The sequence below is a fragment of the Vibrio sp. SCSIO 43136 genome (assembly GCF_023716565.1).
Classification (GTDB): Bacteria; Pseudomonadota; Gammaproteobacteria; order Enterobacterales; family Vibrionaceae; genus Vibrio.
The window spans coordinates 247,707-264,304 of record NZ_CP071849.1; the positions used below are offsets into that span (position 1 = coordinate 247,707).

At 45.4% G+C, this 16,598-nt stretch carries 16 protein-coding genes; 4 read left to right on the top strand and 12 right to left on the bottom strand.

The window, feature by feature from the left end; all coding sequences use genetic code 11:
- Positions 1-200 precede the first annotated feature (200 nt).
- Both J4N39_RS15865 and J4N39_RS15870 read left to right on the top strand, forming a co-directional pair.
- Positions 201-740 carry a GNAT family N-acetyltransferase gene (locus J4N39_RS15865; RefSeq protein ID WP_252025694.1) on the top strand — a complete coding sequence of 180 codons (540 nt, stop codon included), beginning with the start codon at positions 201-203 and terminating at the stop codon, positions 738-740.
- Between the two features lie 287 nt (positions 741-1,027).
- Complete coding sequence (locus J4N39_RS15870) at positions 1,028-2,068, top strand: GGDEF domain-containing protein (RefSeq protein ID WP_252025697.1); 1,041 nt, start codon at positions 1,028-1,030, stop codon at positions 2,066-2,068.
- On the opposite strand, the gene J4N39_RS15875 is transcribed toward J4N39_RS15870, so the two are convergent.
- Entirely contained in the window at positions 2,056-2,577 is a 522-nt protein-coding gene (locus J4N39_RS15875) for a hypothetical protein (protein ID WP_252025699.1), read from the bottom strand. The two genes, J4N39_RS15870 and J4N39_RS15875, sit on opposite strands and share 13 nt — an antisense overlap.
- Before the next feature lie 318 nt (positions 2,578-2,895).
- Positions 2,896-3,954, bottom strand: a complete 1,059-nt coding sequence (rsgA, locus tag J4N39_RS15880; RefSeq protein ID WP_252025701.1) for a ribosome small subunit-dependent GTPase A — start codon at positions 3,952-3,954, stop codon at positions 2,896-2,898.
- 255 nt (positions 3,955-4,209) lie between these two features.
- Here rsgA and J4N39_RS15885 point away from each other — a divergent pair, with 255 nt between their 5' ends.
- Complete coding sequence (locus J4N39_RS15885; protein ID WP_252025704.1) at positions 4,210-4,692, top strand: GNAT family N-acetyltransferase; 483 nt, start codon at positions 4,210-4,212, stop codon at positions 4,690-4,692.
- Here the strand turns inward: J4N39_RS15885 and J4N39_RS15890 are convergent.
- From J4N39_RS15890 to J4N39_RS15935, 10 genes are all read right to left on the bottom strand, one after another.
- On the bottom strand, positions 4,682-5,131 hold the full coding sequence (locus tag J4N39_RS15890) for a GNAT family N-acetyltransferase (RefSeq protein ID WP_252025706.1): 450 nt from the start codon (positions 5,129-5,131) through the stop codon (positions 4,682-4,684). The genes J4N39_RS15885 and J4N39_RS15890 overlap by 11 nt on opposite strands.
- Positions 5,128-5,544, bottom strand: coding sequence for a GFA family protein (locus J4N39_RS15895; RefSeq protein ID WP_252025708.1), 417 nt, complete (start codon positions 5,542-5,544; stop codon positions 5,128-5,130). Before J4N39_RS15895 ends, J4N39_RS15890 begins: the two co-directional genes overlap by 4 nt.
- 40 nt (positions 5,545-5,584) lie before the next feature.
- A complete protein-coding gene (locus tag J4N39_RS15900) occupies positions 5,585-6,220 on the bottom strand; it encodes a PGAP1-like alpha/beta domain-containing protein (RefSeq protein WP_252025710.1) in 636 nt (211 codons plus the stop codon).
- Positions 6,221-6,303: 83 nt separating this feature from the next.
- Positions 6,304-7,503 carry a multidrug efflux MFS transporter EmrD gene (emrD, locus tag J4N39_RS15905; protein ID WP_252025712.1) on the bottom strand — a complete coding sequence of 400 codons (1,200 nt, stop codon included), beginning with the start codon at positions 7,501-7,503 and terminating at the stop codon, positions 6,304-6,306.
- A gap of 303 nt (positions 7,504-7,806) precedes the next feature.
- Positions 7,807-8,340, bottom strand: a complete 534-nt coding sequence (locus tag J4N39_RS15910; RefSeq protein WP_252025714.1) for a L,D-transpeptidase family protein — start codon at positions 8,338-8,340, stop codon at positions 7,807-7,809.
- A 16-nt stretch (positions 8,341-8,356) separates the two neighbouring features.
- Entirely contained in the window at positions 8,357-10,009 is a 1,653-nt protein-coding gene (locus tag J4N39_RS15915) for an EAL domain-containing protein (RefSeq protein ID WP_252025716.1), read from the bottom strand.
- 273 nt (positions 10,010-10,282) lie between these two features.
- Positions 10,283-11,869, bottom strand: a complete 1,587-nt coding sequence (locus tag J4N39_RS15920) for an ABC transporter ATP-binding protein (RefSeq protein WP_252025718.1) — start codon at positions 11,867-11,869, stop codon at positions 10,283-10,285.
- A gap of 2 nt (positions 11,870-11,871) precedes the next feature.
- Positions 11,872-12,888, bottom strand: a complete 1,017-nt coding sequence (locus J4N39_RS15925) for an ABC transporter permease (RefSeq protein ID WP_252025720.1) — start codon at positions 12,886-12,888, stop codon at positions 11,872-11,874.
- A gap of 1 nt (position 12,889) precedes the next feature.
- Positions 12,890-13,972, bottom strand: a complete 1,083-nt coding sequence (locus J4N39_RS15930) for a microcin C ABC transporter permease YejB (RefSeq protein ID WP_252025722.1) — start codon at positions 13,970-13,972, stop codon at positions 12,890-12,892.
- Positions 13,973-14,021: 49 nt separating this feature from the next.
- Positions 14,022-15,836, bottom strand: a complete 1,815-nt coding sequence (locus J4N39_RS15935) for an extracellular solute-binding protein (protein ID WP_252025725.1) — start codon at positions 15,834-15,836, stop codon at positions 14,022-14,024.
- 392 nt (positions 15,837-16,228) lie between these two features.
- On the opposite strand from J4N39_RS15935, the gene J4N39_RS15940 reads away from it, so the two are divergent.
- Positions 16,229-16,567: a YggL family protein gene (locus J4N39_RS15940; protein ID WP_252025727.1), complete on the top strand. Its 339-nt coding sequence runs from the start codon at positions 16,229-16,231 to the stop codon at positions 16,565-16,567.
- The last annotated feature ends 31 nt before the right edge of the window (positions 16,568-16,598 follow it).

The window sequence follows — 16,598 nt, forward strand, 5'->3', positions numbered from 1 at the left end:
TTGATTTTCAGGGGTTGGCTTGGTTGAAATGAGGTGTTTGATGCTGTTTGTTAGGTTTTATGGATAAAAAACGTGCATCTCACGATGGATTTTGCTTTACTGATAACTTGATTCCAATAATGGTTTAAATAATTTTAATAAATCCTAGGAATATTAACAAAACAGACAGGATACTGTATGCGCACTCAAGGAGGGGTCGAGTGAAGTTCAGGGAAGCAGAATATAACGATTATGCAGAGATTGCTAAGCTACATGCTAAAAGCTGGCAACGTCATTATCGTGGCATCGTGACAGACGCATACTTAGACCAATATGCAGAAGATGATCGCTTAGTTATTTGGCAAACACGTTTAACCAATCCAGCATTTAATCAGCACATTTTAGTGGCCGAAGATGATGACAAGATTTGCGGTTTTATCTGTATTTACGGCAACCACAACTACGAACTTGGTACAATCATCGACAATTTGCACGTGGATTCCGCCTATCAAGGTCACGGTTTAGGTACCCGTTTGATGCTTGAAGCGGCGATGTGGACGGCTAAGTTTTTCCCTGATAATGGGCTTTACTTAGAAGTCTTGGAGCAAAATCAGGCGGCTAAGCAGTTCTATCAAGTACTTGGTGGCAAGGACATCGAAATTCGAGATTGGCAATCACCGTGCGGCTCTTTGGTTAAGGAATCCGTGATTCGTTGGGACAACCCTGAAACACTGTTAGAAAAGACCAGGACTTTCGTCTAGAGCTTGATAGGGTTCTACAAAGTAGTCAAAAGCATCCAATTTTGGGTGCTTTTTTGCGTTTATGTCCACAGGTAATTTTGCTATTGAGGTTTATGTCATTATATTCCACTATCATTTGGTTGGATAATAGCTTGATTTATTTATTACTGAGCTCAACCGGAGCGAGATTGTCAAAAAAATTCTACTTAGCTCAACAAATTTAATTCATAAGCTAGCGAAATGTTGTTCAAGTGTGAAATCTGTTCCAAAATGCTTATGGTTGCACAAAAATTTCAATGGAATGGTTAATGCAGAACGTGGATGTTGATCTCAATTGGCTGGATAGATCACAAAAATATCGTACTCAAGTCCTTCGATGGATGAGCTTGGTGATGTTAGTTGCCTGCTTAGCTTATGGGGCGATTAATCTACTGCTGCTTGATCAAGTGTTACTGGGCACTAGTGAACTGGTGTTTGCCATCTATTCGGCATTTATTTACAACTTTTCTGATAAGTTCGGCCAACGCATCTATCACCCTGTCATTTTTGTTTCATCCGTTAACTTGATGGTCCTGCTGGCCATTTTGAGCACACCAACATCCGTGACACTTTTTGTATGGTTATTTATTTGCCCTATTTTGGTCTATTTACTGCTGGGTAAAAGTTTAGGTTTTAAGGTTAATGCGCTTTTGGTGCCGATCAGCATCATAGTCAATACGTACGCAGCCACTCAGCCAGATTCTGAATTGCTACTCCGTTCGTCGTTTAACGTCGCTATCTGCTTGCTGGCTGTATGGGCGATTGCCCATGTCTACGAACGCAACCGAGAGAACACGGAAACAATGCTAACGTCTTTAGCATTGGTTGATCCTCTCACTAACATCGATAACCGATTAAGCCTTGCGCTAAGTTTCGAAAAAATGGCGAGCATACATCGCCGCAAGACTGACATCTTTTCGATGCTAGTTATCGACATCGACTATTTTAAAAAGATTAATGATACCTATGGTCACTCGGTAGGTGATGAGGTGTTAAAGCAAGTCGCTAAACTATTGGCAGAGTCCGTTCGGGTGTCGGATTCTATCTATCGTGTAGGTGGAGAGGAATTTTGTGCTTTGCTCCCTTACACCGATGGAAAACTAGCTAGAGCAACGGCCGAACATGTGCGTAAAGAAGTAGCGTTTCATCAGTTTGAAGTCGATGAGCATCAAATTCAACTCTCTGTCAGCATCGGTATAGCGGAGTATGGCCAAGATGGTGTAGCACTAGAAGAAATGTTTAAAACTGCTGACGACCTGCTATATAACGCTAAAGGAGCAGGCCGTAACAAGGTTGCTTACGGCACCTGATTTTCTAAGTTATGCTGAATCAAGATGTTCTTTATTCTCGCCTTAATTGAAGGCGCTTCTTTCTTGAGTGCTATTTTAAAAATCCTTTTCACATCAATTAAGTACTCTGAGTATTGCTGGCTCAAAACAAACAGGGCGTTGTAAGCCCAAGCTCGTAAAAATTTATTTCGGTCCGCAATACACAGCTTAATGAATTGTTCTAATGAGTCCTTTTCGTCACTTTGCACAGGAAGGTAAGGCATGATCTGTAGCAGGTGAAGCTTTGCTTGCCAATGAGTTAAAAAAGGGATCAGTTGGTAGACTTGGCGCATTTCCTGGTCAGTAAGTTGCTCTTCGCTCTCTAGGTGGTGTTTGAGTAGCCAAGTGGCACTTTCTTGATAGGGATCGAGTGTGCTTTTTTCCAACAGTTGATCGATGAAATTTGCCTCGAAGTGGTGCTCTTGATAAATCAGGTGAAGATAATCGGTCGACTTTCCATCCCACTGTTCGAGTTCCGTTTGCAGTTCCATGTTTCAGTCTCTTTTGTCCCATGCCTCCCAATCAGGATAAGTCATATCGCTCACTTTTTCCTCTCAGCTTGGCGCTTTGCTAGGCGTGTTGTTTTTCAAAAATGAAATCTATGCTTGAGAATTTGGTTTTATCAAAAACTGTGAGGAAGTGTTACTGTTTCGGCTAGCCGATGCATCAAGGAGAAGGAAGCCCTTGTCCTTGATGTGTCTACCATCCCCAAATCATTGCGATGTTGGCGGTGGTACCTACAAATACCATTTGTAGTAAATAAATTAAGCTTATTTCGCCCAGGCCTTTCGGCACTGGGCTTTTTTTTATTAATACCCTTTCTTACGTTGGCGAGACTCACTTTGCACTGAGCGATAGAACTTGCCCAATTGACGGTTAGCATCACGCTTTTCCGCTAATGTGGCTTGGTTTCTCGCCTGCTCTCGTTGCAGCTTGAAGTAGTTATTTAATCGACGTTGGGCTATCTCACCACTTTCAAGAGCTTTCTCCACGGCGCAGCCAGGCTCACCTTGGTGTTGGCAATCGGAAAAACGACACCGCTCTGCGAGAGTCTCGATATCAGCAAAGGCTTCACTGACACCGTCTTCTGCTCCAGAGAGTTGCAATTCACGCATTCCTGGTGTGTCCATCAGCAGTCCACCTTCACTCAGTGGCAGCAGCATCCTTGAAGTCGTGGTGTGACGGCCTTTACTGTCGTCTTCACGTATCCCGCCAGTTTTTTGTTCACTGTCACCAAGTAGCGTATTGATTAAGGTGGATTTACCTACCCCTGAAGAGCCAATGAAAGCCACGGTTTGACTGCTGCGACACCAGGAGCGTAAACACTCGACGCTTTGTGTATCTAACCCATTAACCACTTCAATCAGCAGCAAAGGGTCTAATGCTTGGACCTGATTACGCAGTGACTGAGCATCATCACATAAGTCAGCTTTGGTCAGCACGATGACTGGCTCAACACCCGCTTCGCTAGCAAGTGCCAAATAACGCTCGATTCGACTGAGGTTAAAGTCATGGTTTAAAGAACAAACGATAAACACCGTGTCGACATTGGCTGCAATGTACTGCTCCTTGACCTTTGGTCCAGGGGCTTTGCGGCGAAACAGTGATTTTCGCTCTAACATACGGACAAACTGCTTGTTTTCATTACTGAGCACGATCCAGTCCCCCACCGTCATCATGGGTTGGTTTTGGTGGTGGGCAAGGTGCAGTGTTTCCGTTTCAGTAACAACCTGATAGCCGCTTTTGTGGTGCGCAATGATGCGACCTATTGAACGGTCTTCGTAGTCGTCAAGTGTCAGTTGTTGTTGATAGTATCCTTGCCAGCCAAGTTGATTAAGTGACACAGGATGAGTAAAAATTGTATTCATTACCAGAACCTACTGATATAACAGTATAAAAGTTTAGGGTCGGGTACGATTTATGGTGTTGCGGAAGCAACGGTACGGACCCCGGTTGATGATCACCGGGCAAAGAAGGGAAGTGTAAAGCGAGTTCTATTTAATTAACGCTTTTGAGCTTCTTTTGCCGGGTGGGTAGTTACTACAATCATGATATTCCTCCGAGTTAATATTGTTTCAGGCGGATTATTGATTAAGGGAATGGTAGAAGTCAAGGATGTTGATGTGAAATTTATCCCATTTGAGCAACCTCATTTACTTCAAGTCGTGGCTTGGTTTGAAACTGAGGACGAGGCGATTGCATGGGGGGGATGGCAGTTTGAGTGGCCAATAAAGCCATCCTTGTTTTTGGAGCGAGGAGAACTCCCAGAGGTAAATTATTTTGTGCTTGCCGAGGGCGATGAGGTGGTTGGCTTTATCGAAATATTGCGGGTCAATCGCTATCACTATCGTCTGTGCAGAGTCGCTGTGCATAATCAACGTAGGGGGCAAAAGCTCGGTAACTTATTGGTGAGTGCGGCCATCAATTACATTGAGACTGAAACGCCAGCCATGGTGGTTACCTTGGCAGTGTTTCAACATAACGTGGTGGCACTAAACTGTTATCTCAAGCTAGGTTTTCAGGTCACCGATCAAGGACCCAAATTAAAAACCTTTAACGGTGTTGATTGGCCGTTGTACCAGATGGAACGTGTGATCAGTCGTTAGGTCGATTCATATAAATAAAATGTGTGTCAGCCCACTCTACTTGAAAGCCAAATTTTTGGTAGAGACGGTTAACCTTATTGCCTTGTAAATGACAAAGTTTTATCGGCAGAGAGGCTTGGTTTGAACGGCGAATACAGTGTTCAAGAATCGCACTTCCTAACCCTTGCCCTTGGAATTGTGGCAGCAAAAATAGCCTTGCTAAGTAGAGATGATCGGTTTTTTGTTCCAGGAGGAAACTGCCGACATCTTGGTTATCGTACATAACAATATTCGGCTTTGCCTCAAGCCACTCTTGGTGGTGCAGTTCTCGTTGCAGTGCCTCATCCCAACCAAAAACACGTTTAACCGCATCGTACTCAGCAGCCTTTTTTAGCTCGAATAGAAAATCATAATCAAGGTCACCGGCGTCACGAGTAGAAAAGTGAATGGTAGGTCTCATGGCTGTTTATCGAAGCAAGTCATACTTGGTGGAATATCCACCCATGTTAGTTTTTCACAGGTCCAAACGTGGGCTTGTGGAGCGAACACCAATGGATCGTCGAGATGGACGGGCTTTAACTTGAGCTTCATTGTTGAGGTGTCTTCAGGGTTGTAGTGATAAATCCGATTGCCACAATTTGGACAGAATTTCGCATTATTACGATTGCCGCTATCAGCGCTTCTTGACCACTCTCGCATCTCTCCAAAAAACTCAACCGCCTGAGTATCGACCACAACTGTAACGCTAAATGGCGCAGTAGAGAGCTTCTGGCATTCAGTACAATGGCACGCAAATACCTTTAGAGGCGCTGCTTTGAGATGGTAGCCAACTTGGCCGCACTGACACTTTGCAGTGATAGGATAATTACTCATGATATTCTCCTTGTCGAGTTCATCGAAATAACAGACCTAATTATAAGTGGTTAACGGGTAACTTGTTGAACTGATTATGATGAATAAAGTGGTCGATTTGAGTCACCACTTTATTACTGTACACCAGGCTAGTGTGGGTATTTTTCATTAGCAGGTGATCTGTCATACCCGAAATCTTAGTCTCTTCGACAGTGACGGTACCATCGGAAAGTGATTTATCGGGCCAAAGCAAAAAAGAGCGTGCACCAATGGGGAGGGTGCCTGCGATAGAGCCAAGTTTTTGCGGAAGTGTCCATTCATCTTGGTGTTTGTCGAGTCCGTGGCTTGGTGAATTGCCGAGCAATGGTTTTAAACCAAACTCGCTAAGCAAATCGACAATAGATGCACCTTGCAGTGGTGAGCCGAGTGCGATGACGTGTGAAACATGCTCTGGACTGAGTTGCCGAGCATTGAGGTAACGCTTAATAATAAGACCACCAAGGCTATGGCCAATAAAGATATTAGGCATATCCTCGGCCAATGCGTTATCAAGTGTTTTGAACAGTTGCCGCTCATTGATGGCTAGGGAGTTGTAGCTAATGAGTTTGGTACGATAACCGAGATTGCGAAGTTTAGTCGCCAGCGGACGCATGACGATGCCGTGCATATACAGCCCATGCAAAATGATGATTTTCATAACCTTCCTCCTATCACACCCTCAGTTCACTATATATGAGGAACGGAATGTGCGACAAGAGGGCTAAAGAATCTTACAGTAGTCTATGCAGATGCTTGCGCTTGAGTTTGAGGCTGACTCCAAGCATGCCAAAGGCCTGCAAAAGCAAGTACAGATGCCGTTAACATAATTACACCTAAAGGTGCTTGTGTATCGGCAGGTAAAAAGGCCGCTGCAAGTGTGGCAAGGCCCGCACCAAAGTTTTGTAATCCGCCTAATACTGCGCCTGCTGTGCCCGCTTGTTGAGGGAACGAGTTCATTGCTCCTGTAGTAGCTGCTGGGAAGAGTACACCTGCGCCAAGGAAGTAAACCGTTGCCCCCCCAACTAAGGTAAGTATGGTGGTTTCGCCAGCCAGACCCGGTACCAACACGATGACAGAGCCAACAATAATTGCCACACCACCGGAAAGCAGTGAAGTACGCTCAGACCAACGGCGAGCAACAAAGCTAGAAAGCGCAGCGCCTGCCAAATATCCCGGAATTGGAATAACAAACAGTAAGCTTACCACCGTGGCAGGCAGTCCTAAAGTACCACCAAGCAGTACACCAGCTGCAGCTTCAAACACAGCAACGCCAGCAAAAGTTGCCACTAGGGTCAATAGAAAGCCTTGGAAGGCACGATCGCCCAGCACCGTTTGATAACTTTCTATCACGGACTCTTTCTTGCGCTTTTCCGCTGGTAAGGTTTCGTGCAAAAAGCTCATTAGAGTTAATGCGACTGCACAGGCCAGTAGCGCCAAGAAGATATAGCTCATGCGCCAATCAAAGTGTTCGGTTAAATAGCCACCTAGCACAGGGGCCACCAAAGGTGAAAACATCAAACACATACTAATGATGCTCGCTGCTTGATGTAGCTGCGCACCTTCGAAACAGTCGCGAGCTAGTGTGCGAGCCATAGCGCCACCACTACCTATACCTGCCCCTTGAATAAAACTGCCGATCAAAAACCATTCAAAACTACCGGCAAATAGGGCGATGACCGTGCCAACGACATAAATGCCAAGCCCTGTCATGATGATAGGCTTACGACCAAGGCGGTCTGATAAGGTGCCGTAAACAAATTGAGAAAGTCCGTATGGGATCAGATAGCACGCCATGACTGCCTGTAAGGCAGCAGGGTCGACCATGAACTCCGTTGCCATCGCACCAATCGAAGGCACATACATGGTTTGAGTCATCTGACCTACCGCCGCTAAAATAGCGATAAAGAAAGTCAAACGAGCCAATGGCACAGAAGCAGACATGCAATTTCTCCTAGAAATGTACGTAAAGTGAAGGCAAGTGCTAAAAAACACACTTAGATAATTAATTTGCGGCAATATTAGGAGGGGATAGCGTTTCAATCAAGGTCATTAACCACGATACTTTTCTATGAATTGGATTAGAAAAACTAATGATGGTTATTTATAAGATCCTTGTGCTAAAGGTGCTCTGGTGGAGTAAGCTGTAATGAAGGTTAAATATCAAAAAGTATGTGTAATGAAACAAAACCAGTGTTCTTGTTGATTATGGCCAATAGTAGCGAATATGGTTTAAAGTGGAATAAATTACCAGTAAATGTGGATGGGAGTACCTACTTTAACTAGGTTTAAAAACTGCTCCATCTCTTTGTTAGTAATAGCAATACAGCCATCAGTCCAATCAAATTGTTGGGCAATTGGAGCAAAATCAGGATGCCACTGTTTTTGACCGTGCACCATCACCATGCCGCCAGGGTCGACGCCTCTAGCTTCGGCTAGTAAGCGGTCTTTTTTATTGGGATAACTGATGTGCATGGATTTGTAGAACGACGAGTTGGATTTGATGTAATCAAGGGTGTACCAACCTTCTGGAGTTTTTTGATCGCCTTCTTCTCGCTTATGTCCTTTGGGAGAGCCGCCCAAAGCCACTTTGTATTCGGCGACAACCACATTGTTGATAAAGACATACATGCGGCGGCGAGATTTATCTACCTCGACACGATTTTCGACACTAGGTTGATGCGGTAAAGGTGTCGCTTCGCCGTTGGCAGCATACAGGAGCGAAGCAAACAGGATAGACACCGTATTGAAGGTAAGAATGAAGTGGAACAACTTTGTCATTCTCATCCCTCTAAGGTTAAGGAGCCAATTTGAGCGCTTGCGCAGGCTCTAACGGATGTGAAAAATGGTAGCCTTGTAGATGGTTTACGCCTATGTCTCGAAAACGTTGTGCCATCTCTTCATCCTCAACCCCTTCCATCGTAACTTTTACCCCATACTTCTGACACATCTGGGTTAACAGCTGCAAATATTCATAGCTAGGGGAGTTAGGCTTTGCATCCCAAGCAAACATACGGTCTATCTTAATCCCCTTAAAAGGCAAGCGTAGGAAATTGAGGATTGAACCGTGGCCAGAGCCGTAGTCATCCATCGAAAATTGAAACCCACTATCGGCCATAGCGATAATTTCATCGATAGCGTACGCCTTATCTTCAAGTAACACCGTTTCGGTGACTTCAAAGATAAAGTTTTCTTTTGTGAGATTGTAGCGGTCAATGACCATTTGAACTTGGCTAGAAAATCCCTGTTTGAGCAGTTCAACCACAGAGACGTTAATACTCACCACCATTGGTGTTTGCCATCTCTTTTGGTACTCAACCAGAAATTGGCAGGACTTCTCAAGCACACCTAGACCAAGGTTAGCAATGATGTCTTTACGTTCAGCGACGGGAATATACTCATCTGGGAAAATTTGACCCAGCTGTTTATCGTACCAGCGTGATAGCGCTTCAAAGTAATCCACCTTACCCGATTGGCTGTTGATTATCGGTTGTAGGGCGATGGTCTGCTCCTGACGGTTGATCGCTCCTGCCAAAGAGCGTTCAATATAGAGCTCTCGGTCGATCTTAGCGCCAACTTTTTGGTCATAGATAGCAAACTGGTTATCGGAATGACGTTTGGCGTATTCACAAGTTTCTGATGCTAATGCCCATGCCAAGTTAAGGTCTTCTTTGCGAGCATCACTCAAGTAAGCCCCAAATACTACTTGAGCGCTAGTATGCTCATTTTGCAAGATGGAAGCATCGAGTTGAGCTTTAAAGCTAGTGCTGAACTCGGTGATCTCTTGGGGTGTCATATGTTTGCTGATAAGGATGGCGTAACTATCCGCATTGGTCTGATAGATCGTCATTGGAATATCAGCGTAATACTTGTACGCCGCTTCTACGTTAGATTGAATTTGGCTGATGACTAGAGGAAGCCCTGAGCGAACCACTTCAGAGTTGTAGTTGAGGCGAAATACTCGGATGAGGGCGAACTTTCCTTCGAGTTGGTTGAAGTCTCGCTCAAGTTTAGAATAGTTTGGTAACCCAGTTAATCGATTATAGAACGCCAGCTTTTCAATTTGGCGGATAAGCTTTTTGTGCGTCGATACATCTTTATTGCTGCCAACAAAATACTTGCCGATTTCGTCACTATCGCATCGGATCTGGGTCTCTATCCAGCGATATTTCCCGCTCGCATTCTGGATTCGCATCGTGTAGTTGAACTCATCACCTAGCTTTGCATTGGCTTGATAAGTTTTAAGCTGTGCGACAAATGCATCTCGATCATCTGGATGGATGAACTGATACCAATCTTCAGCGCTAGCCCCTAAGTGAGACAAGGCAAATGGTTGATAAAATGCTTGGTTTGAGAACAAGATTTTGCCATTGCTGTCAGAGATCCACAGCCCGATATCTGAAGTATCAAGGGCTTTTAAATAGCGGTTAGCAGTCATGGACTTGTTCATAAAGGGATCTCGACGCACTAGCACAAAAACATGGGAAGTGATGATTTAACTGGGAAATTTCAACCGATTGGCAGTTTTAATCACTAAAGAAATATAAATTATAATACCACCGCCCAAGATAGGAGCGGTAAGGAAAATAATCAAGCAATAATTGATTGTTATACCAATAGCTTAGAATGTTAGATAAGTGGTTGTAAAGATGGGGTTTATATGAAGGTTTAAGCACCAAAGAGTTTACTAGTAACCTTTGGTGCCCAATGGTAGATTTTTGACTTAAAAGTGGGACAAATCGATCAGCGTCTTGGTATAAGCATGGCTTGGGGAGGCAAACAACTGCTCAGTGTCCCCTTGTTCAACTACTTGCCCGTCTTTGAGCACCAAAGTGTAATGGCAAAGTGATTTCACTACAGCAAGATCATGGCTGATAAACAAGTAGGTCAGCTCATATTTAGTTTGCAGATCTTTAAGTAGCTCCAAAACTTGCGCTTGTACTGTCCGGTCAAGAGACGAGGTAGGTTCATCGAGCAAGATAAATTCAGGCTTTAAGATCAGCGCTCTCGCGATAGCGATACGCTGCCTTTGCCCACCAGAAAACTCGTTTGGATAACGGTGTCGAGTATTTGGATCGAGTCCAACTTCGGTCATTGCTTCGCAAATCGCTTCATCTTGATCTTGCGGCGTCATTTCAAAATGCACTTTCAATCCTTCACCGATAATTTGCGCCACCGACATTCGGGGATTAAGGGCTGAGAAGGGATCTTGAAACACCACTTGCATGCGCCTGCGCAGCGGTAACATCTGTTTGCGATCTAACCCTTGGATTAGGTCACCATCAAAGTGAATGCCACCTTCGCTTTCAATTAGACGCAATATGGCCATGCCTGTGGTGGATTTCCCTGAGCCACTTTCTCCTACTAAACCGATGGTTTGGCCTTTCGGCAGAGAGAAGTTCACATCCGTCACCGCTTTAACATGCCCAACGGTACGTTTTAAAATCCCACCCGTGATTGGGAACCAGACTTTAAGATTATCGGCATTGACTAGGGTAGACGGGTCGGCCAACTTAGGTACGGGATCGCCCTTAGGATCTGAGTTGATTAGCTTTTGCGTGTAAGGGTGAGTTGGTGAGTTAAATACCCGTTCACACGGCCCTGTTTCAATCAAGCGGCCGTTTTGCATGACGGCGACATTGTCTGCGATGCGTCTAACGATGCTCAAGTCATGGGTGATGAATAGCATGGCCATGCCGAGCTCTTGTTGTAGCGATTTTAACAGATCTAGGATCTGAGCTTGTACCGAGACATCCAGCGCCGTCGTTGGCTCGTCGGCAATCAAAAGCTCAGGTTCATTGATTAGCGCAATGGCGATCATGACTCGTTGGCGCTCGCCTCCAGAAAGCTCATGAGGATAGGCTTTGAGTTTCTGCTCTGGATTACGTATTCCGACCTTGTTAAGCCACTCTAATGCAAGTGCTTTGGCTTTGTTGGTCCGCATTCCTCGATGGATCTCTAAGGTCTCCACCAATTGGCGTTCAATTCTATGCAGTGGGTTGAGCGAAACCATTGGCTCTTGGAAGATCATGCCGATACGGTCACCACGGATCCCTCGCATTTGGCGTTCACTGCACTGCTGCAAATCTAACCCATCGAATAGTATTTTACCGCTTAGGTAGTGAGTGCTTGCTTTTGGCAACAGCCGCAATATCGCATTGGCAGTAACTGATTTACCTGAGCCACTTTCTCCCACCAAAGCGAGAGTTTCTCCTTTGGCAATGGAAAGGTTGACATTTTGGGTGATCACATCGAGGTTATCAGCTTTGCCAAAACCTACCGAGAGTTGGTCAATCTTAAGTAGTGTCATGGTTACCTCTGCTGGTGTGGATCAAAAGCATCGCGCACAGCTTCACCGATAAATACCAGTAAGCTCAGCATGATAGAAAGCACCACAAATGCTGAAATCCCCAGCCATGGTGCTTGCAGGTTGGCTTTACCTTGTGCGAGCAATTCTCCTAAAGATGGAGACCCTGCTGGCAGACCAAAGCCCAAAAAGTCGAGTGAAGTCAGGGTTGTGACCGAACCAGACAGAATGAATGGCACCATGGTTAAGGTAGCGACCATGGCATTGGGTAGCATGTGCCGACCTATGATTCGGCCATCGCTCACGCCTAGCGCATGGGCTGCTTTGATGTAGTCAAAGTTGCGGCAACGAAGAAACTCGGCGCGCACCACGCCAACTAACCCCATCCAACTGAACAGCACCATTATGCCAAGCAGCCACCAAAAGTTGGGCTCAACGAAACTGGAAAGAATAATAAGCAAAAACAGGGTTGGCATACCGGACCAAACTTCGATAAAGCGCTGGCCGAGCAGATCTAGCTTTCCACCGTAATAACCTTGAGTAGCACCAACAATTACGCCAATGATGCTAGAAATGATGGTTAAGATGAAACCAAACAGTACCGAGATACGGAATCCATAAATCACACGGGCCAATACATCTCGTCCTCGGTCGTCAGTACCGAGATAGTTCACGTTGTCTGGCGGAGAAGGAGCGGGCTGGCTCAAGTTGTAATTGATGGTGTCATAGTGAAAGCGAACCAGTGGCCAAATGATGTAACCATCTTCTTCGATCAGTTCGATGACATATGGGTCGGTGTAGTCAGCTTCTGCTTCAAATTCCCCACCAAACTGGGTTTCTGCGTATTCAAATGCCACAGGGTAATACCACTGGTTTTGATAAGACACGAGCAGGGGTTTATCGTTGGCAATTAACTCTGCGAATAGGCTTAAAATGAACAGTGAGCCAAAAATCCACAGTGACCAATAACCACGTTTGTTGGCTTTAAAGCGTTGCCAACGGACGGCGATTAACGGACTCATATTAGCGCGCCTCAAAATCAATGCGTGGGTCGACCCAAGAATAGGTTAGGTCGGAGATAATGCTGAGGATAAGACCGAGCAGCGTCATGATATACAGTGAGCTAAACACCACCGGGTAGTCTCGTTGCAGGGTCGATTCAAAACCCAGCAGACCAATGCCCTCTAGGGAGAACATCACTTCAATCAGCATCGAGCCGGTGAAAAATATGCTGATAAACGCACTTGGGAAACCAGCAATAATGATCAGCATGGCATTGCGAAACACGTGTTTGTAGAGGATGCTATTTTCATCCAACCCTTTTGAGCGTGCGGTGACTACATATTGTTTGTTGATCTCATCTAAAAACGAGTTCTTAGTGAGCATGCTTAAAGTCGCAAAGCCACCAATGACCATCGCAAGGGTAGGAAGTGCTAAGTGCCAGAAATAGTCAATGATCTGCTCAAATAGCGTCATTTGATCAAAATTGGCAGAGACGAGGCCCCGCAACGGGAACCAACTGAAATAGTTGCCTGAGGCAAACAAAATGATAAGCAAGATTGCAAATAGAAATCCGGGGATGGCGTAGCCAATGATCACCAGAGCACTGGACCAAATATCAAACCGCGACCCGTGATGGATAGCTTTCATGATCCCAAGAGGAATGGAGATAAGATAAATGATCAACGTACTCCATAGACCGAGAGAGATGGAAACGGGAAGCCGCTCAACGATAAGGTCGATAACATCACCATCTCGAAACAGGCTCTCACCAAAGTTAAAGGTGGCGTAATTCTTGAGCATATCGAAATAACGCTCATGCAGTGGTTTATCAAATCCAAACTGCTTCTTAATCGCTTCAACGACTTCTGGGTCAAGGCCGCGAGATCCTCGATAGCTAGATGTTGCTTCAGCATCGACTTCTGCCACCTCTTTACCACCACCTGAAAAGCGCTCCATGATGCCAGACTCAAAACCTTGAGCTTGCGCCATAGCTTGCTCTACAGGGCCACCGGGAGCGACCTGAATGACAAAGAAGTTGATGGTAATGATGGCCCACAGGGTCGGAATGACGAGCAACAGACGCCGTATGATGTATGCGGTCATGGTATTTCTCTTGGGATAAAGGTAGGCGCAGCTAGGCTGCGCCTACGGTTTAACGACGTTTTTCTGGCAGCTTTTGTGCTTTCTCACTGTCTACCCACCAAGTATCTGTGCCTAAGTCATAAGTTGGGCGCAACTCTGGGCGAGAGAACTTATCCCAACTGGCGACACGGAACTTGCTCAAGTGCCAAGCGGGGATAGCGTAGTGATTCCAACGAAGCACTCGGTCGAAAGCGCGGCCAAGGTGAACGAGTTTCTCGGGATCTTCTTGGCTGGCGGCAATTTCGTCGGTGAGATAATCTACCGCAGGGTCGTTCACCCCTGGGCGATTGTAGGTGTTGTCGATATAACGGCTGTTCCAAACGATCTGAACGCTAGAGCTTGGGTAGTTGCCTGAGTTAATCGAAGCAAACACCATGTCATAATCGCGGTCTTGGAAGCGTTTTAGGTACTGAGTGGTATCTACGGTACGGATCTTCATCTCTATACCCATCTGCTTAAAGTTCTTTTGCAGTGGGATGGCAAATCGCTCCGTTGTAGGGCTATAGATGAGTAGCTCAAAGCTCATCGGCTTGCCGGTTTCAACGTTGGTCATCACCTTGTTTTTAAGCTCCCAGCCAGCTTCTTTTAGCAACTTGAATGCAGTGCGCATTTGACTGCGAATACGGCCTGATCCGTCCGTTGCTGGTGGGTGATAAACTTCAGTAAAGACACGTGGTGGAATTTTGTCTTTGATTGGCTCAAGGATTTTTAGCTCTTCAGGGCTTGGTAATTCAGTGGCTTGGTACTGCGAGTTTTGGAAGTAGCTCTCTGTACGACTGTATTGGCCGTAGAAAAGGTTTTTATTCATCCACTCAAAGTCCATCGCATAAGTCAGTGCCTCACGAACTTTTGGATCGTTAAACACTGGGCGCTGGATATTGAACACGAACCCTTGCATTGGTTGTGGGATATCGTGGTCAATTTCTTCTTTTTTAATGAAACCTTTATCGAAGTTCACCCCGTTATAGGCCGTGGCCCAAAACTTAGCGACTCCTTCTTGGCGAAAATCAAACTCACCAGCTTTGAAAGCTTCAAGCATGACAGTCTCATCTCGGTAGTAGTCGTACTTGATGTTATCGAAGTTGTTGCGACCGACGTTCACGGGTAAATCTTCTGCCCAGTAATCTTTCACTCGGCTGTAGGTGATGCTCTGCCCTGACTTGTAATCAGTGACTTTGTAAGCGCTGCTACCTAGTGGTGGCTCACTCAGTGGCTCAGAGAGGTCTTTGTCTTTCCAAAAGTGTTCTGGAAGCACTCGCATGCCAGTGACTAGGCTAAGAAGCACTTCTCGATTGGGAACAGACATTTCGATGCGAACCGTGCGCTCACTGATCGCTTTCACTGACTTCACATCCTTGTAGTAGGCGCTGTACTGAGGCACGCCCTGGGTTAAGAACTTATTGAAAGTGAACTCGACATCGGATGCAAGAATAGGATGACCATCATTGAAAACAGCTTTTGGGTTTAGGTCGACCTCCATCCAGCCGTACTCTTGGTCGTATCGGACTTTTTTTGCGACTAACGCATAAGATGAGTCAATTTCATCGGTGGATGCGTAAAACAGTGAGTCGTAAAAGAAAGCAGTGGCTGCACCAGGATTGCCTCGTGAGCCGTAGCGGTTAAAGCTGTCCCATGTCCCTTGCACACCATAAGTGATACTGCCACCTTTCGGCGCCTCAGGATTGACATAGTCAAAGTGTTCAAACCCGACAGGGTATTTTGCGGTGCCAAAGCCGATAAGACGATCGGACTCGATAATATCTGCGGCAAACAGTGAGCCGCTAGTCACGCATAGGCCAAGCAGTAACGCAGGTCTTAATGACATTGCCATTCCTCCATGAACGCATAAAAAGAGAGAATTTCTCGAAGTGATTGTTTTCATTATAGGAGTTCGACTCAGTAAAGAAAGGTTTTGTTCCACGGGCTTTTAAAGAAAGTGCGTTTTCTAACCATTACTTACAAAATAGCGATGCAAATAATTGTATGATAATAATACAAATGTGTGATCCGGCTCAAACAGAGTTTCCACTGCTGGTATTGTGCGGTGATTATTTAAACATTTAGAATGAATTTACAGTGGTTGGATTTGATGTCCCTACCACGAACAGGTATTTTATCGCCCTCCGTATAGGGCGATTCTAAAACCAAGCCACAAAGATGGTACTTCCCTAAAATGCAACGCAGCATATAAATACAAATACATTGAGCACGATTATTATGAAATTGCATCGCACTGATAACAAAAAGCCTCGCCTCCTTAAAAAACTCTACTTAGGTGAGTACGCCCTAAAAGGGGTCGAGGTAAGCTGTCAAACCTCCCTCGTTGACTTCGATACTTACGAAGCTTTCTTTGACGCTTTTGCTGATTTTCTTGAGTCCCACAACATGGAATTTGCGGGTGGTGGTCTAGAAGAGTTTCAAGGTTTTATTTGTCCGAGCACTCGCTACGGCAGCCTGACGACTGAGCAAATCACACTGATTCAACAATGGCTAAACGACCGTTCTGAGGTTAGTCATGTTGAGGTGAGTGAGCTACTAGACGCTAACTACTTTTAATTCTATCTAACGCTTAGCAAGGTGAACTGCT

Coding starts and splice junctions, on each gene's coding strand:
- emrD (WP_252025712.1), bottom strand. CDS start 7,503: ATGTCTGCTTCTGTGCCATTGGCTCGTTTGACTTTCTTTATCGCTATT.
- rsgA (WP_252025701.1), bottom strand. CDS start 3,954: ATGAATACAATTTTTACTCATCCTGTGTCACTTAATCAACTTGGCTGG.
- J4N39_RS15935 (WP_252025725.1), bottom strand. CDS start 15,836: ATGTCATTAAGACCTGCGTTACTGCTTGGCCTATGCGTGACTAGCGGC.
- J4N39_RS15890 (WP_252025706.1), bottom strand. CDS start 5,131: ATGAGACCTACCATTCACTTTTCTACTCGTGACGCCGGTGACCTTGAT.
- J4N39_RS15920 (WP_252025718.1), bottom strand. CDS start 11,869: ATGACACTACTTAAGATTGACCAACTCTCGGTAGGTTTTGGCAAAGCT.
- J4N39_RS15895 (WP_252025708.1), bottom strand. CDS start 5,544: ATGAGTAATTATCCTATCACTGCAAAGTGTCAGTGCGGCCAAGTTGGC.
- J4N39_RS15870 (WP_252025697.1), top strand. CDS start 1,028: ATGCAGAACGTGGATGTTGATCTCAATTGGCTGGATAGATCACAAAAA.
- J4N39_RS15910 (WP_252025714.1), bottom strand. CDS start 8,340: ATGACAAAGTTGTTCCACTTCATTCTTACCTTCAATACGGTGTCTATC.
- J4N39_RS15925 (WP_252025720.1), bottom strand. CDS start 12,888: ATGAGTCCGTTAATCGCCGTCCGTTGGCAACGCTTTAAAGCCAACAAA.
- J4N39_RS15930 (WP_252025722.1), bottom strand. CDS start 13,972: ATGACCGCATACATCATACGGCGTCTGTTGCTCGTCATTCCGACCCTG.
- J4N39_RS15940 (WP_252025727.1), top strand. CDS start 16,229: ATGAAATTGCATCGCACTGATAACAAAAAGCCTCGCCTCCTTAAAAAA.
- J4N39_RS15900 (WP_252025710.1), bottom strand. CDS start 6,220: ATGAAAATCATCATTTTGCATGGGCTGTATATGCACGGCATCGTCATG.
- J4N39_RS15875 (WP_252025699.1), bottom strand. CDS start 2,577: ATGGAACTGCAAACGGAACTCGAACAGTGGGATGGAAAGTCGACCGAT.
- J4N39_RS15915 (WP_252025716.1), bottom strand. CDS start 10,009: ATGAACAAGTCCATGACTGCTAACCGCTATTTAAAAGCCCTTGATACT.